Source organism: Clostridium sp. (assembly GCF_036781005.1).
GTDB lineage: Bacteria > Bacillota > Clostridia > Clostridiales > Clostridiaceae > Clostridium_B.
The window spans coordinates 90,212-117,101 of record NZ_DAIQBT010000007.1; the positions used below are offsets into that span (position 1 = coordinate 90,212).

Here is a 26,890-nt window from a genome sequence, read left to right on the forward strand (position 1 = left end):
TTTAAAAAAATGTAGTATAATAGTATTATAAGATAACTTCTGTTGTAATTTTAAATTAAATAAAAAATTTTAATATTCCTACTATGTACGGGGAATGAGTTAATGTTGGCTGAACATTTCATAAAAGGGAATCCTACTCTTTTTGTGGAATGAAACTCAATTTATTTTGAGCACAAGAAGCAAAAAGGAGATGCCCACCTGTTAAGAGCGGGTTCAATATAGCTTATTCTGCGGCATGGTGGGGGTTTTAATTTTAGGTAAAAATTATTACTTTTAGTTACATAAAAAATATGAGGGAGATGACAAAATGGGATATGTATACATTATTTTAGCTGCTGTGATTTTTAGTACCATGGAAATAGCAGGTAAAGTAATTTCCCATGTTATAAATCCATTTCAGCTTAATTTTTTAAGATTTTTAATAGGAGGACTTATACTAGTACCTTCTACTATTAAAATGCTTAAAAAGAAGAATATAAAGTTAAATATAAGGGATCTTGGATATTTTGTCATAACAGGGCTTTTATGCGTAGTAATTAGTATGTCCTTTTTTCAGCTTGCTATAGTTTACACAAAAGCTTCTACTGTGGCCATAATATTTAGTACAAACCCTGTATTTACAATTCCTTTTGCACATTTTATTTTAAAGGAAGATTTGAAAAAGTCCACTATTTTTTCTTTAGTGTTAAGTTTAATTGGAATAGCATGTATTTTAAATCCCTTTCAAGCATCACAAGGGACAGATATTAAAGGTATAATATTATGTGTAATATCTGCACTTACATTTTCAATATATAGTGTAATAGGTAAGATGAGGGCTTCTAGATATGGGAGTATAGTCATGAACTGTATAACATTTTTAGTAGGAGACGTAATAATGTTGATTTTAATAGGTATTTCTAAAATTTCAACATTCAAAAATGTGGTTTCAAACAGCAGTTTTCATATTCTTTCAGATATTCCAGTATTTCAGGGTATAACCTATTCAAATATATTCATTATAATATATTTAGGTGTAGTTGTTACAGGACTAGGATATCTATTTTATTTTCTTGCTATGGATAATACCTCTGCATCCACTGCATCTATAGTATTTTTTATAAAGCCGGCTTTAGCTCCGATTCTTGCATTAATACTGTTAGGGGAGAATATGCCAGCTAATACCATAATAGGGGTGTTATTTATATTAGCAGGTTCCCTTATGACATTTACGGAAAAAAAGAGTGATATTAAAGAGAAAGTTAAAATAAATGATTAAGACCTAAAAGGTTTTAATCATTTATTTTTTAACAATTTTTTATTTAAAGAACTCAGTGATTCAATTATTTCTTCTTTAGGAAGATTACCTTTATTTAACTCATCTTCACTTTTTAAAAGTAAAGTTTCATAAAACTCTACAGCATCTTTCAAACACTCTTTGGAAAAATTACTGTCTTTTAATATATCATATAATATATCTTCTGCCTTATCAAAGCTGCCAACTTTAAGATAATATTTAACCAGGGTGTCTTCAATATCTGGAGAGAGTTTATAAGGGGAAACCTTAGCTATAATATAATCCATATCTGAAAAATAGTTTTCTAAATCACAGTGTTCATTTTTAATTAAGAAGGCATTTAAAAAAAGATTTAAAGATTTTTCATATATGTAGAAAGCATCTTCTCTATTATGTTGACTTTCTAAAATATCTGCTTCTTCCTTTAGTAATTTGCCCATCATTATATATTTATCTGCATTTATGGTTCCATCACTTTTTATTATTTCAAGTAAATTTTCAGTGGAAAAGGAATTAAAAAATTTTATGCTCAGCCTGAATATATACTTGAAGGCATCATCTATTAAATCCAGAGCTTTTATATAATTTTCATTTCTTTTATTGTAGAGTATTTGTTCTAGCAATTCTTCAAATTTTTTAATTAGTTCATCTGTTATGCTTCTTTTTAACATGGTCAGCCCTCCCGAAATTTTCACAAAACCTATATTAATACATACATATTATACTAAAAAATCAGTTTGTTTGCTATAAATACATGGGGAAAATCAATAACAGGTATTGAATATAAATATCTCATGTGCTATTATTACATATAGTACATATAGTTTACAAAACTACATATAATAATATACATATTAGAATTTAAAGGAGTGGTTTCATTTGTATAATGAAGTAAAATTATATACAAGAGGAGAGGAAATAGCAAATGCCATAACTCATGGTATAGCTGCACTTTTATCCATAGCAGGAATGGTTCTCTTAATAGTATTTTCAAGCAAAATGGGTGACAAATGGTATGTAATAAGTTATACAATTTATGGAATATCCATGTTTATATTATATCTTGGCTCTACCTTGTATCATAGTATAACCAACCCAAAAGCCAAAAGGGTTTTTAGAATAATCGACCATTCTTCCATTTATCTTTTGATAGCAGGAACCTATACTCCTTTTACTTTGACAATATTAAGGGATTCTGTAGGTTGGATAATATTTTGGATAGTATGGATTATGGCGATAATTGGAATAGTGATGAAAGTATTTTGGGTAGGCAAATATGATGTTGCGTCCACTTTGTTATATATATTTATGGGGTGGATAATAATTTTTGCCATAAAAATACTTTTGATAAAACTATCCACGGCGGCAATAGTTCTTTTAGTTTCAGGAGGAATTATATATACATTAGGTGCTCTTTTATATATGTTTGATAAAATACCCTATAATCACGCTATATGGCACCTTTTTGTTATGGGAGGAACTTCATGCCACTTTTTCTGTATACTTTTATATTTACTTCCCAATTAATTTAGCTAAAATTTTGAAGGGCATATGAATTTTTTACTGAGATTTATGCCATCCATATGAAATAGTATGTAATTATTTTAGATACCATAATGAAATTCACATAAATAAAGAAATTTTATTGAATATAAAAAGGAGTATGATGCTATAGTATAGAATATATTAAATTATGAAGTTAATTTATATTTATAGAGGGTAATAGTATGGATAAAAATAATGTTTTTGGGTTTCATTCTTCTTTTTACTATTTTGGATTACAGCATTTAGTTTTAAATATGTACAGTTATATTAAAGACGGTGTTGATAAGAATGAAAAAATATATATGTGTGTAGAGCCTGAAGTATACTGTGAATTAATGAAATATCTGCCAGATATATACCAATTTAACTATATAAAAAATTTTAGTATACATGAGGTTATTAGTTATTATAGTAAGTTAAATGAAGTAAGAACAAAACTTTCAAGGTATATAGATAAAGTTGTTAAAGCTGGCTATTCAGGAATTAGATTCATAATACAAACGGATTACATGATTTTAGGAAGTTCCAAGGAATGTTTTATGGATTTTAATAAATCTGTATCCCGTATAATACTGGGAATGAAAGCTTCTTTTATGACTTTGTATGATTTTGAAGATTACTTGAAATACAAATATATAATAGATGATGAAGTCATTTTGCAATCCTATAGAGTTCATTCTCATAGGCTCTATAATGGAAATCTTGAAATTTCCATGGACTCTATCATTCAAAATAATCCTAGTTAATAACTAGGATTATTTTAAGTTGAAGTTTTAAATAAAATTGATTAAATCTATGGAGTTATTACATATGGGAATTATTATATTATCAAGGCATTATAAGTTTAACCATAAATGATGAAAATTATGTATGGTATAAATATATTAGAACAGTGCATACAAGTAAATAAATTATTAAGATAATTATTGACATTTTGATAAAATGGTAATATTATTAATAAATAATGATAAATTTAATAATGAGTTTGGTTTATCATTATTGACATATCTCTTCTAGATAATATAACTCATAATATATCTCGAAAATTTATTTAGGCGCCTTTATTTTGAAATCTTCAGAATAAGGGCGTTCTTTTAAAATAAAGAACTTCCTACGCTGTATGAAGTAAACAAATGATGCATTATATAATTGTCCTTTTTATACATATGAATATTGATGATAATATGATAAATTATATATAATATATTTATTAAATAAATATATTATAAGCTTAAATATATTAATCTATCATAAAATGTATATGGGGGCGTTAAAATGATTGAGGAAAGAAATGCAAAAATTATAACTGAAATACCAGGACCTAGATCTAAGGAACTCATAAAAAAAAGAGAGCAATATGTGGCTAAGGGAGTAGGATGCAGTACACCAATATTTGTAGAAGAAGCTAAAGGTGCACTGATAAAAGATATAGATGGAAATGTATTTGTTGATTTTGCAGGGGCTATAGGTGTTCAAAATGTGGGTCACAGGGATGAGGGGGTAGTGGAAGCTGTAAAGGAGCAACTTGACAAGTATATACATCCCTGTTTCCATGTAAATATGTATGAACCATACATTTCCCTAGCAGAAAAGCTTATAGAAATTACTCCAGGTAACTATGAAAAAAAGGCAATGTTTGCAAACAGTGGTGCAGAAGCAGTTGAAAATGCCATTAAGATAGCTAGGGCCTATACTAAAAAAACCGGGGTAATTTCCCTGTGGGGTTCTTTTCATGGCAGGACTAACATGACTATGTCCATAACAAGTAAATATAAGCCTTATAAAGAGGGATTTGGACCATTTGCCCTGCAGACTTATAAAACAGAGGGAGCTTATTGTTACAGGTGTGCTCTTGGATGTAAATATCCAGAGTGTGGTTTAGCTTGTGCTGAAAAACTAAGGACTATGCTAAAGACTGTTAATTCCAAGGATGAAATAGCTTGTTTAATAGCAGAACCAGTACAGGGGGAAGGTGGATTTATAGTACCTCCAAAGGAGTATTTTAAGATTATCCAGCAAATATGCAATGAAAATAATATAGTATTTATTATTGATGAGGTTCAGGCTGGCTTTGGTAGAACTGGAAAGATGTTTGCCCATGAACATTTTAGGATTGAAGCGGATATTATAACCATGTCAAAATCAATTGCAAATGGATTACCTTTAAGTGCAGTAGTGGGGAAGGCAGAAATTATGGATGCTGCCTGTGTGGGTGGAATTGGAGGCACATACTCTGGAAGTCCCCTAGGATGTGTGGCAGCTTTGAAGGTCATAGAGAAAATAGAAAAGGATAATCTTTGTGACAGGGCTTTTGAAATTGGAAAGTATATTACATCAAGGTTTCATCATATGAGGGAAAAATATGATGTAATAGGGGACATAAGAGGACTTGGAGCAATGATAGGAATAGAATTTGTAAAGAACAGAAGCACAAAAGAACCTCATGCAGAATTAGTCAAAAAAATTACGCAATATTGTTTCAAAAGAGGAGTAATAGTTTTAAATGCAGGATTATTAAGTAATGTAATAAGATTTTTACCACCTCTTGTAATAACTCAGGAGCAGCTTAAATATGGCATTGATATAATTGAAGAAGCCATAGAGAATGAATTGAAAGTGGCAAGTAAGTTTGAATGTAAAAGTATAATTTAAATCAAGGTTAATTATATAATTTAAAATTGCTATCTAAAAAACTCTATATAATATATAATAAATCGGTAGGTGTAACCTACCGATTTATTTTTGTAAAAAATTATTTAAAAATAAGCCCAAGAGTGTCTAATATTAAAAATTTTATAAAATTAAGTTATAAGTTTAAATGCTAGTATGCTATAATAATCTAAAGTAAAATATGTAAAGGAGGATTTTTATAATGAATTGGTTCTCAAATTTAAAGATTTTTAAAAAATTGATGTTATCCTTTGTGGTAATAACGTTATTTACATGTCTGGTAGGAATCATATCTATAAATAAAATAGGAAAAGTAAATAATAGTTTAAACAATATGTATAATGTAAATTTAAAAAGTACAAGCATTCTCCAGGAGTTGAAGATAAATTTGATGGATGTAAGAGCAGATATGCTTGTCATTTTGGATCCTGTCAATAAGGAAAGTGTAAGTACCATTGTGAGTAATATCAATAAATTGAAAACATCCGATGAAAAACTTATATCAGATTATAAGTCTACCGTAATAAATGACAAAGATAAAGAACTGTATACACAATTTCAGCAGTATTTGGAAGGTTGGAGAAGTGCCAGAGAAAATTATGTAAAAGCCATACAACAGGGAGATTATTCAAATGGCAGAATACAATTTCAACAGACAGAAAACTATAGAACAAAGATGTTTTCTGTGCTCGATCAGTACATAGAGTTAAAGTTAAAAGCAGCTGGAAGAGACTATAATAATGGAATTGCCCAGTATAAATCTTCCTTTATGTTTTTGATTGTGATAATTTTAGCCAGTGCAGCTTTATCCATAATTCTTGGAATTATTACATCAAATAATATTAACAAGCCTATTTTGAAAGTTAAAGAACTGGTAGATAAGTTTTCAAATTTTGATTTTTCTTCAAATGTAAATGTAATAAGGAAAGATGAATTTGGACAGGTTGCCATGTCTCTCAATAAGGCACAAAAAAATATAGTGGACTTAATAAAAAATATTATGGAAGATTCTGAAAATATGAGCAGTTCCAGTGAAGAATTATCTGCAACTGCACAGGAACTTTCATCTAAAGCCCAAAGTATAGACAATTCATTAAAAACTGTGGCGGGCAGTATACAGGATACAAGTGCAGCATCCCAGCAGATAACTGCCTCTATAGAAGAGGTGGACTCAAGTATAAATGAGTTATCCCAAAAAGCCATGGAGGGAAGCAATAACTCCGTCCACGCTAAGGAAAGAGCAGACAATGTAAAAAATACAAGTAAAACAGCTATGGAATATACGGAAGAAATGTATGGAGAGAAAAAACAAAATACATTAAAGGCTATTGAAGATGGTAAAGTGGTAGAAGACATAAGACAAATGGCAGATACCATAGGGAGTATAGCGGAACAGACAAATTTACTTGCTTTAAATGCAGCTATAGAAGCTGCAAGGGCAGGAGAACATGGAAAGGGTTTTGCTGTGGTGGCAGATGAAGTTGGAAAACTTGCAGAACAATCCTCGGAAGCTGTGGTAGGAATTCAAGATACTATTGTAAAGGTTCAGGAAGCATTTAAAAATATATCAAAAAGCAGTGAGGAATTGTTGAATTTTATAAATGATAAAGTAAATCCTCAATTTGAAACTTTTTCAGGTATGGGAATAGAATATTATAATGATGCAGATTTTGTAAGTAAGATGTCAGAAGAGTTGGCATCTATGTCCGGGGAATTGGCTGCCACTATAGGACAGGTAAGTGAAGCAGCACAGGGTATGGCTTCCACTGCACAAAAATCCTGGGAAAATACAGATATAATACAAAACGGTGTTGATGAAACTGCAAAAGCTGTAGAACAGGTGTCAATGACTGCACAAAGTCAGGCAGAATTAGCTCAGCGACTAAATGAAATGGTTCAAAGATTTAAAATTTAATCTTGATTTTGGCAAAAGGGTTTGCAGTTTTTTAAGGCTGCAGACTCTTTCAATTAGTAAGAGAGTATATATCAGAAAACTCTATATCTATTTTTTCTACATCGGTTCTAAATAATATGTTATTTTTAGATTCATCTTCATTAATTATCTCTACAGGCAATTCTATGGAAAATTTACTTCCTTTTCCCGGTTTGCTGGTAACTTCTATTTTTCCCTTATGCATGGTTACAAAAGATTTTACAAGATACAATCCTACTCCGCTTCCTTCATGTTCTCTGGATAGGGAACGATTGGCCTGACCAAAGCGCTCAAATATGACATGGAGTTTATCTTCAGGAATTCCATCTCCATCATCTTCCACGGTGATAAGTACCCTTTCTCCCTTGTCTTCCACATTTACATATATGGTGCCCTGGGAGTTTGTATATTTGAAGGCATTGGAGAGCAAATTAAGCATTATGCGTTCCATTTTATCAGGATCAAAAGCCATAATCTTTTCTTCTGTATTGGTATCAAAGATTAACTCTATATTTTGGGAATTAATATGGGAAGCAACGGATTGAGTAATATCCTCAACTACACTGACTATATCCATATTTTCCTTGTTAAGAGTAATAAATCCGGAGTCCACTCTGGTTATATCAGTTATATTATTTATTAATCTTGTGAGTCTTAAACAATTTTGTTTCATGGTTTTTAAATAATTTTTACATTTTTCCATATCGCTGCCTTCATATTTCTTCAAATAGATATCCATAGTTTGAATAGCTGTGAATATAACATTGATAGGTGTTTTAAATTCATGGGACATATTTATGAAAAAGTCCATTATAAGAGTGTTAAATTCTTTTGTTTCATTCAGTAATTTTAAGTTTTCTTCTGCAGTATTTTTTAAGGTTTCCATTTGCTTTTGGGAAGTTAAATCCAGCAGGAAAGTCAGTATAACAGCTTTATTGTCATAAATAAAAAACGAAGAAATATTTCTTACAGAAATAATTTTCCCCCTGCGGTTTAGTATGTTTTCTTCCCCCATAACTTTAGACAGCTTTTCATTTATAATATCTGTATATTTTTTTTTCATGGAAGAAATATCCTCAACTCTATAGTGGTCATATAAGGATCTGTCATTTAATTTTAGAGGATCTTCATATCCAAGAAGTTTGGAAGCACTTTGATTTGCATAGATTATTTTTCCCTTGTCATGAACTATAATTGAGTTTACGGAATCCTCAAACAACATGTGAAAACACATTTCATTTTTAAACAGTGAAAATTCAATATTTTTTCTTTTTATATTCTGTTCTTTCAATTGGGAGTTTAACAAGTTCAATTTATTATCCTTGTTTTTGTTATTTTCAGCTTCTATATCCACATAATAACCAAGTATCCAGGATATGAATATGAATATGCCCACCAGTATAAGATCCTTTTGGAAAGCTATATTTATCTCCTTTACAGTAGGGGCATATAATAAATCTACCCCCAGTATAAAAAAAGAGGAAAAAAAAGCAGTTATAATTCCATATCGAGAGCCGTATTGTATCACTGCAGCTATTATTAGCAGTAAAAACAGGTACTTATATTCATTTTCGTAAGAATTAGACAGGTATATGGGCAGTGCTATTATCAGTGTAAAAAATATTGTCTCCATAAGCCAGGATTTTCTGAATACATTTGAAGAGCGTTTTGTTTTAATGTTAATTACAAGCCACATTATGCAAATCAATGCTAAAATACCTGATAGAAAGGCTGTGGTATATAAACTGAAATTCATATTTTCTTTTATATTAAAGTATATCCAGTAATTAGGTAAATTGATGTATATAATAACTGCAACAAATATTATTATAGCTATTTTTATCATAGATAACATAACAGACATATCTTTTATAACAGGTTTCATAGAAAGTCCTCCCATCACATAAGCTATATTTGGATTTTTAAAAAATAAAAATTACCAATTTATAAATCAGTAATTTTTATTTAAAAGTGTTGTGCTTAAAGTTTTTATTCTCTTAAGCACTCAGGTTCTTCAGGTTGATAAGAAAACCACATACATGCTGAAGCGGAAACTATAGAGGCCATTAATGTGCATATTGTTACACATAATGATAAAAATAGTCTTATAAATTTACTTTTCATAGGTATTGATAACTCCTTTCAGGTATAGATTTTATCAGCTTTTTTGAAAATTGTTATGCCTATTTTAGTCAGAGTAATAGACTGCCATAAAATGCCTAAAATAATGCTGTGAATAATTTTCAAGTAATAAAGCTTGGAGGTTGTTTCATAAAATGCAGATAAAACTACTATGAATATAGAAAACACTATTAATACAATAATAGAATTTTTTTTGAATTTTTTTTTCATATTCAAATCTGTTATAGGTTTTTTAATGCTGTCTACAGGAGCTTTTAAAATAACTATTATAAATGAAACTGTTATGAAAAATATACCTATAATTATAGTGTTTGTAAGAGAAATATTGTAGGAAAGTTTATCAATTATAAGTCCTGCAGCACAGGATAAAGCAGTGCCTATTATAATACATCTATTGGGAGAAGAAGCATGTACACCTCCGGAGTATTTTCTTAAAATGCTTGCTGCAGTGGAAAATATAAGGGCTTCATAAAGTACTCCTAAAATAAATCCTGCCATTACAATCCATAAAATAGATGATATAGTTTGAAGCAGATTGATTGCACCATATACTATAATTTGTTCTTTATTATTATCTACATTTAAAAGTATTTTAGCCTTTTTTCCAAGGGAAACTGCCAATTTTTCAATTAGATACATCTTTAAATTTTTCTCTTCTTGTTATTACATAGTTTAATATTATTACTATTAAAAACAAAATTACAAGTGAAGGAATGCCAAGTATACATTTTTTAATTGAATCTGTGGGAGTAATAGTTGAGTTAATGCCAACAAAATCTAATAATAACATATTTAAAAACTCACTTAGTGAAAGTGATAAAAACATAACTAATGTTCCATAAATAGAACTTACTATAGGCATTCCTGCTATAATCATAATAATTACATCCATAGTTATTATAATTATAGTGTGTACTCCAAAATATATAGGAAGGCTTCTTATTAAAAATGTAAGTATACTCATTACAATGCCTAAAAAAACATATTTTTTTAGGCTAAAATATGTTTTACATATTATACTTATTCCCCAGATTACCAAAAACATTTCAGGAATGCCCCTTAAAAAAAGTTCTATCCAATGAAGTTTCAACATATATTAAACTCCTTTATTTTTCTATGTATAAGTGAAAATTCTACATAAAAAGTAAAATTCCTTCTTAAAATATCAAAATAAATAAAATTTTTAATATTTTAAGAAGAAGATCGAGCTTTTGAGGAATTTACATGTTTATTTTTAAAATAATAAATTATAAGTATGAATAAAGATACCATAATAAGAGAGGGTATTCCCAGTAAACATTTTTTTATGGAGACAATCATAGAATCCACATATGTAAAAGTTGTTTTAATATGAAAAATATTTAGTATTAATATATTTAAGAGTTCGCTTCCGCTAAGAATTAAAAGCATGCATACTGTACCATAAATAGTGGAAATCAAGGGCATACCTTGAATAACTATAAAACTTATGGCTAAAATAATGACAATTAACATATGAATACCCCAATATACAGGAAGTCTTCTAATAAAGAAAATGCAAAGAGAAAGCAGTACACTGGAAATTATGTAATTTTTTACAGGTAAGAGTTTTCCGGCTATTATACCCACTCCAGCTAGTATTAAAAAACTTTCAGGGATACCCCTGAAGAGGATTTCTATCCAGTGAATTTTGAACATGATGATCTTGTCCTTTCGTTTTGTAGTTTTAAAATGTTATTATTAATTTAAATTTTAGTAGTGAAAAATTAATTATGTTGTTTTTTGAAATATTGAATTAATTTAATAAATAGAAACATTATAATGAGAGAGGGAATTCCAAGTAGACATTTTCTAATGGAGCCCATAATAGAATTTGTAGATATTAAATCTATTTTAATGCCAAATGCATTTAGCATTAGAATATTGAAAAACTCACTTAAGCTAAGAATAAAAAATGTGAGTAGTGTTCCACATAAAGAAGTGATTAGGGGAATACTATTAACAAACATAATACTTATTATTAAAATTATACCTATAAATGTATGAATTCCCCAGTATATAGGAAGAGATCTTATGAAAAAAATACATAGACTTAGGATAATAGATGGTATAAAATATCTTTTTAAATTAAAAGTTGTTCTATTAATTACACATATTCCCCAAATTATTAAAAAATTTTCAGGAATGCTTCTTAAAAAAAACTCTATCCAATGAAGTTTAAGCATAATTATATGTCCTTTCACAAATAAGTGTTAAATTATTATAATATAAATCTACAATTTTCTACAAATCCTACATTTATTTCATTTCATGATATATAAATTCTACAAAAAGAAAAATAATCCTTCTTAAAATTCTGAAAATATATAAAAATTATATATTTAATATATAAAATAATATTTTATACATAACATTTAAAATATTCAAAAATATGCCTTTAAATATTTATTTTTCATTGTATAAATGGTATAATTACTACTGAATGTAAAATTTTATTGTATCATTTTAAAATAATGCCTTTACTTACATTAAATCATCAGGTTAAATATAGTTCTTGCAAAAAAAAGTTCTATAATAAGATAACTATCAATATAATTATCAATATAGTTACAGTGTTTTATGAAGTCATTCTAAGGTAGATTGAAATACGTCCATTAGGAATTGTTTTTTCATTCAAGCTTTAGAAAAGGTTTATCTCCAGAGACGGCATACTTATTTTCTTAAATTTAATGAATCAGGCATTGTGATAAGGGGGCAGTTTCGGGATAAAAATATAATTATTGATACGGAAATGGGTGTGAAAATGTGAATAGTTTTAGTAAAGAAGGTAGAGTGGATAAAAAGTTAGTGGATAACTCCGAAGGATTAAATGTTTTGTGTGATATGACTTTAGAGAAGCAGGTTCAAAGGCTTAAAAGCTATGTGGAAAGAAATACTGAACTTTTAAATGAAAGTGAAAAATTCAATAAAAATATTACAGAATTTATATCTGACATATCCCATGAGTTAAAGACACCCTTAAATGTTATTTTTGCTGCGATACAAGTACTGGATACATGTAAGAATTGTAGAGGCAGGGAGCGCATTGATAAACAAAATGAGTATCTTAAAATAATGAAAGAAAACTGTTACAGGCTGATGAAGCTTATAAACAACTTACTGGATATAAGTAAACTGGATTCAGGGTTTATAAAACTGAACTGCCACAATAGAAATATTGTAAATATTGTTGAAGATATTACGTTATCATTGGTACCTTATGTAGAAAGTAAAGGTATAGAATTGATTTTTGATACAAATGTTGAAGAAAAAATAATGGCTGTGGATTCAGATAAAATGGAGAGAATAATTTTGAATCTGCTATCTAATGCAGTAAAATTTACTCCACCGGGAGGAAAGATATATATAAATGTTCAATGTGATGATAAAAATGTGCATATTGTAGTAAAAGATACTGGAGTAGGAATACCGGAGGATAAATTAAAAATCATATTTGAAAGATTTGGACAGGCAGGCAATAGTACTGTGGAAGAAAATAAAGGAAGCGGTATAGGGCTTTATCTGGCAAAATCTTTTGTACATCTTCATGGAGGACAAATTAGTGTAAAAAGCAAAAAGGGAGAAGGTAGTGAGTTTACTGTAACACTTCCTGTAAAAACCATAGAAGAAGAGAATTGTACAGACAAAAGTAATTGTATAAATGATGAAGAAATTACCTGCAAGAGTAAGATGGATCAAATTAACATGGAATTTGCAGATATGTATTTTAAAATTTAGGCATTATTAATATAAAAACAGTTTTAAATTATTGATTATAAATGCTATAATGTTCTGGTGAAGAACGGAGTGATAGCATTGGATGAAGTAAAAGAAACAGGATGTAAAATACAGAAGTCTTTATATGAAAAAAAAGAATTAAAAGAAATAGAGCATAGTATCACAAAAAGATATAGAAAAAGGATATGGTCAAAATTTGTAAGAGCTATTAGTGAATTTAATCTGGTAGAAGAGGGAGACAAAGTGGCAGTAGCGGTATCTGGCGGCAAAGACAGCATGCTTATGGCCAAGTTATTTCAGGAACTTAAAAGGCACTGGCAGGTAAATTTTTATGTGGAATTTATTGCAATGGACCCAGGCTATCATGAAAGCAATAGAAAACTTCTAATAGAAAACTGCAATTATTTGAATATTCCACTACATATTTTTGAATCCCGCATTTTTGACGTGGTAGACAATGTTGCAAAGGATTATCCCTGCTATATCTGTGCCAAAATGAGAAGAGGAGCCTTGTATTCCAAAGCACAGCAGCTTGGGTGCAACAAACTTGCGCTGGGGCATCATTTTAATGATGTAATAGAAACAACTCTTTTAAATTTGTTTTACGGGGGAAGTTTTAAAACTATGCTGCCAAAATTAAAATCTAAAAATTTCAAGCATATGGAGCTTATAAGACCTCTTTATTTTGTAAAAGAAAGCGATATTAAGGCATTTATGAAAAATGCGGGAATATCTTCTTTAAATTGTGGATGTATAGTTGCAGCAGGAAAAACCGGCAGTAAAAGATATGAAGTTAAAAATATGATAGAAAAAATGAAAGTTAATTTTAAAGATATAGACAAATCAATTTTTCATGCGGCACAAAATGTGAATTTAGATGGGATACTTTCCTGGAAGAAAGATGGAAAATCATATTCCTATCTGGAATTCTATGATAATGAAAAAGAAAATGCTGAAGATATAATAAAGAATAGATAATAGACCAGCGGTAAAATAAATGCTGGTCTTAAATATTTTTATACCAATTTGTGATTTTCATTTGAAGTCAGGAATCACTTTATGGAGTATCAAATATTACTACAAATTTTATGGAATATATGTCCGCCATTTCTTTGGTATTTGTCTCTTCATTTCTAAGTATTATATAGCTTATGCCAACACTCTCTAAAATACCGGTACGATCCTGGAGAGTTCCGGTGCCAAGGAGAAAAGTTGCCCTTACTCTCTTTCCTATCTGTGTTCTTAAGTACCCTTGAGTGTAATTTGTATCCTGGATTACGGGAGAACCGGGAGCCATTTCAAAAGTGGAAGGTGGTGCAGGTATGACAGGAGTGGGAGTAGGAGTAGTCTGTCTTGGATTATTATCTTTCCATGCATCTTGTATAAAATCATCTTCTGGTATTTCCTCACACATTTCCGGTGTGAATTCAGGAGTCATAGGCATGGTCCTAAAATATTCAGGGTAATTTGAAATCATTAAAATACCTCCATATTTTTATTATTTTAATTATAAACTATACATCGTGCATTGTGCATCGTGAACTTTAAACTGTGCATTGTAAATCGTGAATTGTGCACTGTAAATCGTGAACTGTGCACTGTGCATTGTGAATTGTCTAAGTTTGTGCATAAAGTTCTGTAGGATTGTAAAAACAATGCTGTCGTACTTTTACCTGAAAAGAGCCTACACCGTTAGATGGAAAAATCCAGGGGCATGGAGCATAGGGATTGAAATACCAGAGAGAATAACCTATATCAAATAGTCTGTTGCCTGCAAGGGCCCAATCGGCTATATCATAATGTATTTGCTCTGGAGGGTTTGACCATATAGTTTGAGGATTGGTTACTCCTCCAATTTGTGAACGCATACAGTCAAACTGTCCTTCCTGGTAAAGTACTTTTCTTAAATCTCCCTGACCTATTCTATGATATTCACCATAGGGGACACGTACTCTGTTCATAATAGTAGTTGCAACAGCTCTCATGCCAACGTCCCCTTCTCCCCCTGCTTCGCATTTTATAATTCTTGCCAGAAGCTCTCTGTCTGAGAATCCCATAGAGTTCACCTCGTCAATTTTGCTTACAGTATTATTTTATTTATAAAAACTTAAAAAGTTACAACTATTTATGGCAAAAAGAAAAAATGGAATAAAAATCCTATACAAAAAGCAGATATTGCCTATAAAAAAAAGCAGTATTGTTATATAATAAAAATAATGTATATTTAATAATTAATTGGAGGAGAGGTAAACTGATGGCAAATAAGAAAAGATTTTTAAGTTCCATGCTAACTGCATTGGTTTTGTCGGCAGCAATTGGAAGTGGCAGCGTGTATGCAGCGGCAGTAAAGAGAACAGATGGAGGTGATGGGGGAAGAATAGGTACTGCAAACCAAGTTGCATTAGATTTATTTAACAAATGTGATAATGTAATACTTGTAAATGGATATGGCTACGCAGATGCAGTAAGTGCAACACCGCTTGCAAAGCAGCTTAATGCACCTATACTTCTGACTCATGGACAAACCTTGGAAACAGAAGTTGCTTCAACTATAAAAAGTTTAGGTGCCACCAAGATATACATAGTAGGAGGTACAGGAGTAGTATCTGAAGACATAGAAAATACATTAGAGGACAGTTATGAAGTAGAACGTATAGCAGGAACTACGGATACCACCAGAATGGGTACTAATGCAAAAGTAGCTGAAAGAGTACTTGAAATGAGCAATCAAAAAACTGCCATGCTGGTAAATGGGCAGGATGGATATGCAGATTCCCTTTCCGTGGCTTCCATTGCAGCGCAGAAAGGATATCCTGTATTATTTGCTTCCACAAAAGAGGTGGCACCTGTAGTTAAAGATATAATAACCTCAAAGGGTCTGGCAATACAAGCAGTTGGTGGAGAAGGAGTACTTCCCCAGTCCGTAGTAGCTTCTGTAGGTGGAGCTAAGGTAACCAGCGATACTGCAGACAGATTTGCAACCAACATTGCAGTGCTGAATTATTTTAAAGAAAATGGGGGACTGGACTTTACAAATATATATGTAGCCGCAGGAGGATCAACTCAGGATCAGTTTGCAGATGCATTGGTAGCATCAGCAGCTGCAGCCAAGACTGGTTCACCACTTGTACTCACAGGAGTAGGTGCAGGAAGTACACAGGTAACTAATGCTAATAGTTACATATTATCAAATGCAACTGATGATTCCAATATAATAATAGTAGGTGGAATTTCCTCTGTTTCTTCAGAAATAGAAGCAGTGCTTAAAAATAATGATGATTTAGAAATTATAGGCATTGAATAAAAGAGGATTTTTAAACATTATGTAGAATAATATATCATTGATCCAAGTATAATTAAATTATGCCTTTTATTTTTAGGCAGTATATTTTAGGAATATATTTCTTATAGGGCCTTAAATTACTATTAATTAAGGTATGGAAAAATTAGAAATGTTGTTGTATAATTGGATTGTAGATTACAAATTCTAATTAATAAATTATTTATCATAGTATATAAACTGTAGAAATTATGGATTTATTATGCTATAATAAGGAATGAATTGTTAGAAATAGCGTAAAAACATTAAATTTTTATAAAAATCAGCTTAAAATTGCATGTAATTGGTAGCATACATTATTAATTACATGGTATAATGATTTTTGTTTCATAAATGTTGACCAAGCAGTATAAGTATTAAGTATATAAATTTAAAATTGTACATAGGTATGTGTATATGCTTATAGTACTTGGACATACATTTTAAGAAAGTATATATTATAAAATATATATTATATATATTCAATAATCTTTTAATAATAAAGAGAAAGAATTTTAATTAAAATTCACTTAATCGAGGAGGGTATTACAATATGAGTAAAAAAGGTACGAAGGCACTTGCAAGTGCTGCACTTATGTCTTTAGTTTTAACTACAGCTTTATCAGCTGGTCCAGTTAAAGCAGCATCATCAGCAAGTATATCAAGGACAAGTGGTGCTGACAGATATGCAACAGCTGCCCAGGTGGCTAAGTCAAACTGGACAACTACTGATAATGTAGTATTAGTATCAGGAGAAGGATATGCGGATTCAGTAAGTGCTTCTGCATTGGCTAAAAAATTGGATGCACCAATACTTTTAACTACACCAGATACACTTAGTTCAGACGCAGAAAGTGCAATAGAACAATTAAAACCAAAGAACATATATGTTATCGGTGGAAATGCATCAATTTCACAGAGCATAAGAAATAACTTAAAAACCGATTATAATCTGGTAGAGCTTGGTGGAGTTAACAGATATGAAACTAACGTAGCAGTAGCTGAAAAGTTAGTTGAATTAGGTGTTAGTGCCAGCGATGTATTGGTAGTTGGAGGAGAAGGATTCTCAGATGCACTATCAGTAGCACCAGTAGCAGCAGCAAAAGGACAGATATTATTACTTGCAAACAACAATGAAAGTTCAATCCAATCAGTTATTGATTTTGTAAAAGACAATAGTTCAAAGGTTACAGTGGTTGGAACTAAAAATGTTATAAATGATGCTGTCTACAATGCTCTTGGAGCTAGCACTAGAGTAGATGGAGGAGCAGATAGATTTGCAACTAATCTGAATGTATTAAATAAATTTGAAGATAGTTTGAAAAAGGATAAATTATATGTGGCAAATGCAAGCCCTGCTACACCAGATAACCTATATGCAGATGCTTTAGTTGCATCAGCATTAGCTGGAAAATACACTGCACCGCTTGTATTGGTTGATAAAGAAAATTCAACTGCAACAGATAAGGCTGTGGATTATATTGCAGACACAGCTGATGGTACTGCTTTAGATGTAAATGTAATAGGTGGAACTGGTGTTGTTTCAGATGTTTTATATGATAAAATCAAGGATGCTATTGATGGTGAAGAGCCTGGCACTAATGAATCAGAAGTTAAATCCATTAGTGCTGTTAACTTGAATCAAATTAAGGTTGTATTTAGTGATGAAGTTGACGAGGATACAGCAGAAGAAGTGGCTAATTATAAAGTTGACGGAACATCATTGGTAGGGCAGGAAACAGATTCAGATGGCGAGTTGGTTTACGATCAGAATGGTGAAGGAGATAAAGAAGCTAAAGCCGTACTCCAGGATGATAACAAAACTGTACTTATAACTTTTGCTAAGCCAAGAAAACAATCCGATGATGTAGATATAACAGTTAAAAAGGGAATATTATCCGCAGATAAATCCAGCAGTGTTGATGAATATACTCAGTCTGTAACTTTCAGTGATACTACTACACCTACCATTGAATCAGTAAAGGTAAGAGGTAATAGTAAAATAACAGTTAAATTCTCAGAACCACTTAATTTAAAAGATATAAATTCTTTAAAGAGTAAGTTTAAGGTAGATGGACAAAGTATAAGCAGTATGGGATTAGATACAGAGAGTTCAGAAATCAAAGATCCTATATTAGGAAAAAATGAGGTATGGGCAGATGAAGTTGATTTTTATTTCAGTTCAAAACTTGCATCAGGAAATAGAACTTTAAAGGTATTAGACGGAGATGACAAATCAGATAGTGGTGCAACTGGATTGTTGTCAGATGCTGCAGGATTCCCATTTAAAGAGTCTACGGAAGATTTTAATGTAGATGAAGTAACTGGTGAACCTAAAATAGTCAGCATAAAAGCTGAAGATAGTGGAAAAGTATACATTAACTTTGACAGACCAATGGATGAAAAAACTGCTACAAAGAATAGTAATTATGAAATAAATGGGGAGGAAGTACCAAATAGTGCTGAAATCGAACTTAAAGAAGATGATACCCAGGTTAAGATAAGCAAAGTACCAGCAGGATTACTTAAGAAAAACTCAAATACATTATATGTTAATGATGCTGTAAAGGATGCTTATGGAAATAAAGTGGCAGATGACACTCGTGAATCTTTTGAACTGGAAGAGGATGATACTAAGCCGACAGTGCTTTCTGCTTATGTGCTTGAGGATGACGTTGTACGTGTTAGATTCAGCAAAGATGTAAATGCAAAAGAAGCAACAGATAAGTCAAATTACAAGATAAAGGATAAGAGTGGTACAGATATAAGTGAGAAAATTGAGGATATAACTATCCCAGGAAAATCAGAAGAACCTGATGATGGTGATTCAACTGACGTAGTTGATATAAACTTTGAAGAAGATTTAACTGATACTAATTACACAATAACAATTGAAAATATAACAGATACTACATCTAGTGAAAATGAAATGGATAAATGGACTGAAACAATCGATGGAGCACAAGATGTAAAACCAGAGGTAGAATCTATAACAACAGGAGCTAGTGACCAAAAAGTTGTTGTTAACTTTAGTAAGGAAATGGACGAAAGTTCTATTTCAGAACTTTCAAACTACAAATACAGAAATGGTAATGGAGATCTAAAGACACTGCCAAGTGATACTGAAATTGATGCAAGTCCTGATAGAAAGTGTGCAATAATTGAATTCCCATCAAATTATACAATAGTAACAGGTGGAGCTGAAACTGGCAAAGATAATGATGTTATAGAAATAGATGTTTTAACAGGAGTTCAGGATGTGAATGGAAATGAGCTTGAAATTTCTGTAGCTAAATCTATAGAAGAAGCAAAGAATGTAACAGCAGTAAAACCTAATTCGCTTAAAGTTTACTATGATGAAGATGATGATGACGAATTAACCGTTAGTTTCAAGTTTACAAAATCTATAGATAATTTTAATCCTAAGGATTTTGCTCTTAATGGACAACGAGCAGATACTGGACGTATAGATGATGATGTAGTACTTTTAGTATATAATACTGATGAAAGTATTGAAGCGGTTAAAGAAGGTGGAGTTAATGCTACATTAACAGCGATAGATGATAATGGTGATCCAATTGCGATAGCTAAATCAACAACTGATGTATCCGGAAAAAATGTTGCTGTACAAACAGATAGTGATGAAAAGCCAATTGTAGGAACTATAACTCCATACTCATATCAGGCAGCACCTAAAATCATTTCAAATCCAGAAGATGTATGGACTGCAACAGTAAGCGATACTCAAGCAAAGGTTAATATAGTATTTGACACTCCAATTTATAAAAACAGCGTTAATCCAGATGACTTTACTTTCAGAGCTGGCAGTACTGTAGAGGCAGATGATATTGAGGTTGACGGTAAAACTGTAACATTTATATTTAATAAGTCAGAAAGTGTGGCTAAATTTAAAGCTGAAAAAGATAAAAATGGTTCAGTTAAGATAACAGCTGATAATGATAAAGCTAAGGATATTACTACTGAGAAAGATAGAGATGGTGAGTATGCTCATTTTGTTCCAGATAGTGATGACTACCCTATAAATATAGAGATTACCGAAGATACTGGAAATACTGACGAGGTAAATAAAACAGCTTTAAGTGAGGCAATAACAAAAGCAGATAATTATAAAGCAGCAGGTTATACTGTAGATAGCTATAAAGCACTCACAGATGCAGTAACAGCAGCAAAAGCTTTACCATCAGGTGCAACTCAGGCTCAAGTGGATGCAGCAACAAAGACTATAGATGATGCTATAAAAGCATTGATACCAAAAGCAACAATTGAACAGGCAGGTACTGCAATAACTGGAAAAACAGTAGTAGTCGCATCATTGCCAGCAGATGTAGATGCTACTCAGTACGATATGACAATAGAAGGAAAAGTATTGGACTATGATTCCTCAGAAAAGAAGTTTACCATAACTCTTGATGGAACGTATACTGTAGAACAGCTAGAAGATTTGGTAAAGGTAACTAAAAAATAATTTGACTTAATTTATTAATTAATAGATAAGGGAGTAAATCCCTTATCTATATTAAAATAAATAATAAACACTTCAGTTAAATTTAACGCAAATAGTTTTATTGATGCTAATAATTATCCTGAAGGGAATGGAAAAAATGAATACGAGGAAATGTTTTATAATATTGTCAAGTTTAGTTATAGCAGTAGTACTGATCTATACTATGACCATTAAGGTTAATGCAGCAGTTGAGTCATATGTTGTTAAAGATAATGATAGAATTATTAGGTTTAACTTAGATAGCTTAACGAAAGACTATACCAATAATTTACTAGGGAGACAATCACCTATGTTTGATGAATATATGAATCATGTTTCACAACTTACAGCTTTCGAAGATACTATAAAGGGTCTGGTATCATATGATGCGGTTTTACCAATATATGTAGATTTGCTAAAAAAAAACAAGGGGAATGAGTTTAATATAAACTCTGTTACAGAAAATGCTTCAGATGAAGATATGGCAAAGGGTATTACTGTAAATTATGAGTGGAATAATGGAAATATAATAAAGGTAGATGAAACTTCAAGTGAATTTGATGTATATGATATTTATTAGTTAATTATGACTATTATAGATAAGTTGATATAAAGGAATTAATATTATATGATTCTGTTTATACAGTATATAGAGATATGTTAAAAAATATAATCATTTATTGTAAATTTTCAATGATAGAAATAAGAAAGGAAGGAAGTGAAACCTTCCTTTTTCGTTCGTGTGTTTGGCTATAAAAATTTTAATAATATAATTATACAATCAATAGTAAATTTATTTATGGATTTAAGGTATAAGGTATACCTTGGAACTTTCATACAGCAATTCTTTATAAGATCTATAAAGAATTGCTGTATGAGTCGGAACAGGTACAAAATTAATCTAAATTAAAAACATACGATAATAATTTTTAATTGTGTATAATAGAGTTATAAAATTTTCTGTTTTCTGTAAAGAAGATACTTCGAATTTAAAGTTAGAAATTAAATCTGCAATTAATGATATCTTAAATGAAGATGATTATTTACAGTATTCCTATTGACAGACAGTTAGATATCACAGGATCATAACTGGGATACTTCTGTTTATCCCGCTGCCGTCACAGTTTACAAGTATCCTTCAGAGGGTGTCACTATTGACTTTTCAAAGTATAAAAAATGGAATAGTCAATCCAATATATCAAAGAATAAAATGTGGAGTATAAAATTTACCAAACCTTTTGATGCAGCTACTGTAAACAGCAGTAACGTATTAGTATATGAAAAATACGATGATCTTTTGTACCCTGTAGAAGATATAGAAGTTACCTGTAGTAATGACAAGGATACAGTGTACGTCAAGCCATCAGGAGAATATGATGGGGGAAAAACTTATTATCTGGTTATAACACAAAATGTTTTATCTGAAGATGGAAAAGCCATTCCAAAACCTATTGTACTTACATTTACAATAGAGTGAGGAGTAATTTTGTTTTAAGTAAAAAGGCGTATTGAAAACACCTTAATTTTCTGTGGTATAGAACAGGGATTTTATTCATATAAGTATTTTATATTTGATAAATTCAGGTTATTGATAATAATAACTGGAAAAGATATAATTAAACCATAATAACCATAAAGAGAACTTTTTTCAGTATTGCCTACTTGAAGAAGATGGCGGTGTTATCAATGGTAGCCTTGGTATAGATAAATGTGAATAGACTAATTCAATATTTGGAAGAGGTGTTTTTAATGGATCAATTTAAAGATGTAAGATGTAAGATGGAGACAAAGGTTTGTAAATTTTCAGCGTTCATATAATTTATTAAGTAAATATATTACTCAACCTCTTGAAACCGAATTAGAGCGGGCTGGTATTATACATTTTTTTGAGATTGCTTTTGAACTATCTTGGAAATTGATGAAGGATTATTTGGGGGCACAAGAATTGCGTACAAAAAGTCCCAGGGAAACAATCAAGCAGGCATATCAAATAGGTCTAATTGATGACGGCCACATTTGGATAGATGCTCTTTCAGATAGAAATTTGACTGTACACACTTATGACGATAAACTGGCAGAGAAGATGGTTAAAGATATAGTGCAAATTTATTTCCCAGAGTTAAAAAAACTCTATGAAAAATTCATTGAGGAGTTTTAAAATGTTTGGATTATTGGAGAGAGATTTAAAATATATACTAAAGGCTGCTGATAAATATCCAGAAATAGAGGAAGTGATTATTTTTGGAAGTAGGGTCATGGGTAATTATAAAAAAGGCTCTGATGTTGACATAGCATTAAAAGGCAAATGTGTAAATAGAAAAATAGTATTTAGATTTAGTGATGACTTAAATGAAGAGTATCCTCTGCCGTATTTTTTTGATGTGGTAAATTACAATGATATTTCAAATGAAGAACTTAAAAATTATATTGATAGTGTAGGGAGAGTTATTTATAAAATTCAGCTATAGTAAAAATAATATGAATCTATGAAATCCCAGGAAAGTTTTGTGGATTCAAAAATCACTGTAACCTATTGTACTTGCATTTACAATAGAGGAGCAGTCTTATTAATCAGAAAGGCGTGTTAAAAACGTCTTTTTTAAGATCTAAGGCAAATGGCAATTCCTCCTCCGCTTATAGAAGTGGAAGTATCCTTGCCACAAAGAGGATGAAAACAAAGTGCAAATGTAAATATGTATATTATTGTGTATGGAAATGGTAAAATAATATTAAGAAAACAAATACAGGGGTGATATAAAGTGAAGAGGATACCTTATGGCATTTCTAATTTTCAGGTTTTAAGAGAAAAAAACTATCTTTATGTGGATAAAACACATTATATAGAGCTTTTAGATAGATATGCACCGTACCAATTTTTTATAAGACCCAGAAGATTTGGCAAAAGTCTGTTTATATCCATGCTTGAAAATTATTACGATATAAATAAAAAGGATAAGTTTGAAAAGTTATTTGGTGATTTATATATAGGTAAAAGTCCTACGGAAGAGAGAAACAGTTTTCTTGTGTGGAAAATAAGCTTTGCCGGTATAGATGCAGGTCACGGAGAAGCTGAGCTTAGAAAAAGTTTTAATACCAAGATAACTTATTCTGTGAAAAATTTTTTTGTAGCATATTCTCATTTTTTTAAGAATGAAAAAATGGTTGAACATATTATTGAAGCGGAAGCAGCAGTTGAATACATAGCTTATCTTTCCAGAAAATCAGAAATACCTGTTTTTGTACTAATAGATGAATATGATAACTTTGCCAACGAACTGATAACTGGAGGAAAACAGAGTACGTATAATAGCATACTTCATGGTGAAGGTTTTGTTAAGGTATTCTATAAAGCCGTAAAAGATGCAACTATGGACAATTTTACAAGAATATTTATGACTGGAGTAAGTCCTATAATGCTGGATGATTTGACTAGCGGGTTTAATATAACGAGAAACTACACTTTAGATGAAAAACTGAATGCCATGCTTGGATTTACTAGGGATGAACTATCATGGATTATGGATGAAGTTGCCTTAAATGATGAAGAATTGAGAAAGAACATATGCAAAGATATGACTGAATACTATAATGGATATAAGTTTAACGAGAATTGTAAATCTGTATTTAATCCAGATATGGCTATGTATTTTCTTGATGGATTTTTGGAATATAATCGTTACCCTAAAGAAATGATAGACAATAATGTAAAAACAGACTACAGTAAGGTCAATCAAATAGCATATAATTTTAATGACAAAGAAGCATTAGAGAAAATAATGACTGCAGGGGAAACTTCTACTGTTTTAGTGGATAGATTTAATAGTCATACTATGTACAGCGAAAAGGAGAATTTTAAATCTTTACTATTTTACCTTGGAATGCTTACTATAAAAGAAGCAGGACCTCTTGGAACTGTGCTAAAGATACCTAATTATGTCATAAAAACTATCTATTGGGAGCAGCATTTTCAAAAAATCAATGAAGATTATAATATTGAAATTCAAAAGATTAGAATTGCGGTAAATGAAATGCGAATGCATGGCAATATAGAGCCTTTCATAGAACTTTTGAAAGATATATTGGAACAGTTATCTAATAGGGATCTTATAAAAATGGATGAAAAAAATATAAAGATGATGTTTCTTACCTTGTTAGGAGTGGACAGCACCTATTTTATAAAAAGTGAAGATGAAAACAATAAAGGCTATGTGGATTTAATGCTTAAAAGAAAAATTCAGTTTAAAGACATAACTAAATTTCAATGGATTATGGAATTGAAGTATGTAAGAGAAAGTGATAGAGATACATTAGACAAGGCAAAAAAACAGGGATTGAAACAACTTCAATTGTATGGAGAAAGTAAAATGGTTCAAGAAGAGCTGGAAAAAGAGGGATTAAAGAAAGTGCTAATTATAGTCGTAGAAAAAAAGGACATTTATACCGTAGATTTAATCTAATTTTTTGGAAAATGCAACTTTATAATAACATCGTTCACAATAATATACTATTATTATTGAATTTATTACATATTGTGTATTATATATGAATTCAACGTTAAATTAACCAAAAAAATGTTGAATAATGTGTTGGGCAAACCTATAATAATACGTATAAGTATTATATTTATTAGAGTTATTTTAAGAGGAGGATTTGCCTATGATTAGAATATTAAATGGCGGAGAGCTTGATTTAAGTGTACTTGAGATCAAGGATGTACTGGATATTGACATGTTACAAAAATTTCAGGATAATTTTGCGGAAAGTATGAATATAGCCAGTGTAACTGTAGATAGAAATGGCAATCCTGTAACAAGACCAAGTTCCTATACAAGCCTTTGCCAGTATACCCATTCAACCAAAATAGGGGATGACAGATGTGCAGAATCCCATAAAAGGGGTGGAGAAGAAGCCACAAGAACAAAGAAACCATACATATATAAATGTCATGCAGGATTAATAGATTTTGCAGCACCTATCACTATAGAGGGAGAATCCATAGGCACAATTTTAGGAGGACAAATACTATATGAAAAACCTGAAAAATTGGAATTCAGGAAAATTGCAAAAGAAATAGGGTTTAATGAGGACAGATATGTGGAGGCTCTGGAACAAATTAAAATTATAGAAGAGAAAAATGTAAAGGCTGCAGCAGAGCTTCTTTATGTTGTGGCAAATTATCTGTCAAAAATTGGTTATGAACAGATTAAACATAATTCACAATCCAGGGATAAAATTACTTCAATTGCGGAAGTACTGAATAACAGCTTTAGACAGATATCTACTACTATGGAGGAACTTGCAGTGTCTTCCGTTGATGTAACAAATAACCAGCATGTACTTGCTCAGAACATAAATAATATAAATGAGATCTCTGAAGGTATAAATAACATATTGAATTCCATAAAAAACATAGCGGATAAAACCAAGATGCTTGGTTTAAATGCAGCTATAGAAGCTGCCAGGGCTGGAGAATCAGGAAAGGGATTTGGGGTAGTGGCAAATGAAATAAGAACATTATCTGAAAGCTCCAAAGAAACAACACAAAAGATTGTATCCCTTACAGACAGGATACAATCAGCTATTGCCAAGGCTCTCAATGAATCAGAATCCACCCTTAAAACTACAGAAAATCAATCCTCCTCAATAGAGGAAGTTACAGGTAATGTAGAAGAGCTTTCAGGGCTGGTTGAGGAGCTGAACAATATTATAAGCGTATAATCTTACATATGTTTTTAAAATGGTTAA

23 protein-coding genes, 1 other RNA gene and 1 pseudogene are annotated in these 26,890 nt (G+C 30.9%); 18 read left to right on the plus strand and 7 right to left on the minus strand.

Annotated features, from left to right (window positions below):
- Window positions 1-72 precede the first annotated feature (72 nt).
- Together ssrS and V7Q02_RS04500 are read left to right on the plus strand one after the other, a co-directional pair.
- Window positions 73-249: non-coding RNA, 6S RNA (gene ssrS, locus V7Q02_RS04495), on the plus strand.
- Window positions 250-307: 58 nt separating this feature from the next.
- Entirely contained in the window at window positions 308-1,258 is a 951-nt protein-coding gene (locus tag V7Q02_RS04500; RefSeq protein ID WP_333859788.1) for a DMT family transporter, read from the plus strand.
- Between the two features lie 17 nt (window positions 1,259-1,275).
- On the opposite strand, the gene V7Q02_RS04505 is transcribed toward V7Q02_RS04500, so the two are convergent.
- Window positions 1,276-1,947: a DUF6483 family protein gene (locus V7Q02_RS04505; RefSeq protein ID WP_333859789.1), complete on the minus strand. Its 672-nt coding sequence runs from the start codon at window positions 1,945-1,947 to the stop codon at window positions 1,276-1,278.
- Window positions 1,948-2,155: 208 nt separating this feature from the next.
- Here V7Q02_RS04505 and trhA point away from each other — a divergent pair, with 208 nt between their 5' ends.
- From trhA to V7Q02_RS04525, 4 genes are all read left to right on the plus strand, one after another.
- Window positions 2,156-2,803, plus strand: a complete 648-nt coding sequence (gene trhA, locus V7Q02_RS04510) for a PAQR family membrane homeostasis protein TrhA (protein ID WP_333859790.1) — start codon at window positions 2,156-2,158, stop codon at window positions 2,801-2,803.
- 200 nt (window positions 2,804-3,003) lie between these two features.
- Entirely contained in the window at window positions 3,004-3,567 is a 564-nt protein-coding gene (locus V7Q02_RS04515) for an MEDS domain-containing protein (RefSeq protein ID WP_333859792.1), read from the plus strand.
- Between the two features lie 529 nt (window positions 3,568-4,096).
- The gene (gene gabT / locus V7Q02_RS04520) at window positions 4,097-5,473 is read left to right on the plus strand and encodes a 4-aminobutyrate--2-oxoglutarate transaminase (protein WP_333859793.1); all 1,377 of its coding nucleotides are present in this window, start codon (window positions 4,097-4,099) and stop codon (window positions 5,471-5,473) included.
- A 220-nt stretch (window positions 5,474-5,693) separates the two neighbouring features.
- The gene (locus tag V7Q02_RS04525; RefSeq protein ID WP_333859794.1) at window positions 5,694-7,406 is read left to right on the plus strand and encodes a methyl-accepting chemotaxis protein; all 1,713 of its coding nucleotides are present in this window, start codon (window positions 5,694-5,696) and stop codon (window positions 7,404-7,406) included.
- Window positions 7,407-7,455: 49 nt separating this feature from the next.
- On the opposite strand, the gene V7Q02_RS04530 is transcribed toward V7Q02_RS04525, so the two are convergent.
- The 4 genes from V7Q02_RS04530 to V7Q02_RS04545 form a co-directional block, all read right to left on the minus strand.
- Window positions 7,456-9,309, minus strand: a complete 1,854-nt coding sequence (locus V7Q02_RS04530; RefSeq protein WP_333859795.1) for a sensor histidine kinase — start codon at window positions 9,307-9,309, stop codon at window positions 7,456-7,458.
- A gap of 104 nt (window positions 9,310-9,413) precedes the next feature.
- A complete protein-coding gene (locus V7Q02_RS04535; RefSeq protein ID WP_333859796.1) occupies window positions 9,414-9,548 on the minus strand; it encodes a cyclic lactone autoinducer peptide in 135 nt (44 codons plus the stop codon).
- 18 nt (window positions 9,549-9,566) lie between these two features.
- Window positions 9,567-10,205, minus strand: a complete 639-nt coding sequence (locus V7Q02_RS04540; protein ID WP_333859797.1) for an accessory gene regulator ArgB-like protein — start codon at window positions 10,203-10,205, stop codon at window positions 9,567-9,569.
- Window positions 10,192-10,659, minus strand: coding sequence for a hypothetical protein (locus V7Q02_RS04545; protein ID WP_333859798.1), 468 nt, complete (start codon window positions 10,657-10,659; stop codon window positions 10,192-10,194). The genes V7Q02_RS04540 and V7Q02_RS04545 overlap by 14 nt, the downstream gene beginning before the upstream one ends.
- A 740-nt stretch (window positions 10,660-11,399) precedes the next feature.
- Here V7Q02_RS04545 and V7Q02_RS04550 point away from each other — a divergent pair.
- The 4 genes from V7Q02_RS04550 (at window position 11,400) to V7Q02_RS04565 (ending at window position 14,300) form a co-directional block, all read left to right on the plus strand.
- Entirely contained in the window at window positions 11,400-11,591 is a 192-nt protein-coding gene (locus tag V7Q02_RS04550) for a hypothetical protein (RefSeq protein ID WP_333859799.1), read from the plus strand.
- Between the two features lie 27 nt (window positions 11,592-11,618).
- Window positions 11,619-11,759, plus strand: coding sequence for a hypothetical protein (locus tag V7Q02_RS04555; RefSeq protein ID WP_333859800.1), 141 nt, complete (start codon window positions 11,619-11,621; stop codon window positions 11,757-11,759).
- 591 nt (window positions 11,760-12,350) lie between these two features.
- The gene (locus tag V7Q02_RS04560; RefSeq protein ID WP_333859802.1) at window positions 12,351-13,322 is read left to right on the plus strand and encodes a sensor histidine kinase; all 972 of its coding nucleotides are present in this window, start codon (window positions 12,351-12,353) and stop codon (window positions 13,320-13,322) included.
- 78 nt (window positions 13,323-13,400) lie between these two features.
- Window positions 13,401-14,300 (plus strand): tRNA 2-thiocytidine biosynthesis TtcA family protein, encoded by a 900-nt coding sequence (locus V7Q02_RS04565; RefSeq protein ID WP_333859824.1) that lies wholly within the window; start codon window positions 13,401-13,403, stop codon window positions 14,298-14,300.
- Between the two features lie 79 nt (window positions 14,301-14,379).
- Here the strand turns inward: V7Q02_RS04565 and V7Q02_RS04570 are convergent, their stop codons facing one another.
- A complete protein-coding gene (locus tag V7Q02_RS04570) occupies window positions 14,380-14,799 on the minus strand; it encodes a hypothetical protein (RefSeq protein ID WP_333859803.1) in 420 nt (139 codons plus the stop codon).
- Between the two features lie 139 nt (window positions 14,800-14,938).
- Entirely contained in the window at window positions 14,939-15,379 is a 441-nt protein-coding gene (locus V7Q02_RS04575) for a cell wall hydrolase (RefSeq protein ID WP_333859804.1), read from the minus strand.
- A gap of 197 nt (window positions 15,380-15,576) precedes the next feature.
- On the opposite strand from V7Q02_RS04575, the gene V7Q02_RS04580 reads away from it, so the two are divergent.
- From V7Q02_RS04580 to V7Q02_RS04615, 8 genes and pseudogenes are all read left to right on the plus strand, one after another.
- A complete protein-coding gene (locus V7Q02_RS04580) occupies window positions 15,577-16,626 on the plus strand; it encodes a cell wall-binding repeat-containing protein (RefSeq protein ID WP_333859805.1) in 1,050 nt (349 codons plus the stop codon).
- Between the two features lie 568 nt (window positions 16,627-17,194).
- Window positions 17,195-21,127, plus strand: coding sequence for a cell wall-binding repeat-containing protein (locus V7Q02_RS04585; RefSeq protein ID WP_333859806.1), 3,933 nt, complete (start codon window positions 17,195-17,197; stop codon window positions 21,125-21,127).
- Between the two features lie 136 nt (window positions 21,128-21,263).
- Window positions 21,264-21,725: a hypothetical protein gene (locus V7Q02_RS04590; RefSeq protein WP_333859807.1), complete on the plus strand. Its 462-nt coding sequence runs from the start codon at window positions 21,264-21,266 to the stop codon at window positions 21,723-21,725.
- A 573-nt stretch (window positions 21,726-22,298) separates the two neighbouring features.
- Window positions 22,299-22,622 (plus strand): Ig-like domain-containing protein, encoded by a 324-nt coding sequence (locus V7Q02_RS04595; protein WP_333859825.1) that lies wholly within the window; start codon window positions 22,299-22,301, stop codon window positions 22,620-22,622.
- A gap of 321 nt (window positions 22,623-22,943) precedes the next feature.
- A pseudogene (locus V7Q02_RS04600) lies at window positions 22,944-23,303 on the plus strand (nucleotidyltransferase substrate binding protein); the annotation flags it as partial.
- 1 nt (window position 23,304) lies between these two features.
- The gene (locus V7Q02_RS04605) at window positions 23,305-23,613 is read left to right on the plus strand and encodes a nucleotidyltransferase domain-containing protein (RefSeq protein WP_333859808.1); all 309 of its coding nucleotides are present in this window, start codon (window positions 23,305-23,307) and stop codon (window positions 23,611-23,613) included.
- Between the two features lie 291 nt (window positions 23,614-23,904).
- Window positions 23,905-25,602 (plus strand): ATP-binding protein, encoded by a 1,698-nt coding sequence (locus V7Q02_RS04610; RefSeq protein ID WP_333859809.1) that lies wholly within the window; start codon window positions 23,905-23,907, stop codon window positions 25,600-25,602.
- 199 nt (window positions 25,603-25,801) lie between these two features.
- Window positions 25,802-26,863 (plus strand): PocR ligand-binding domain-containing protein, encoded by a 1,062-nt coding sequence (locus tag V7Q02_RS04615; protein ID WP_333859810.1) that lies wholly within the window; start codon window positions 25,802-25,804, stop codon window positions 26,861-26,863.
- The last annotated feature ends 27 nt before the right edge of the window (window positions 26,864-26,890 follow it).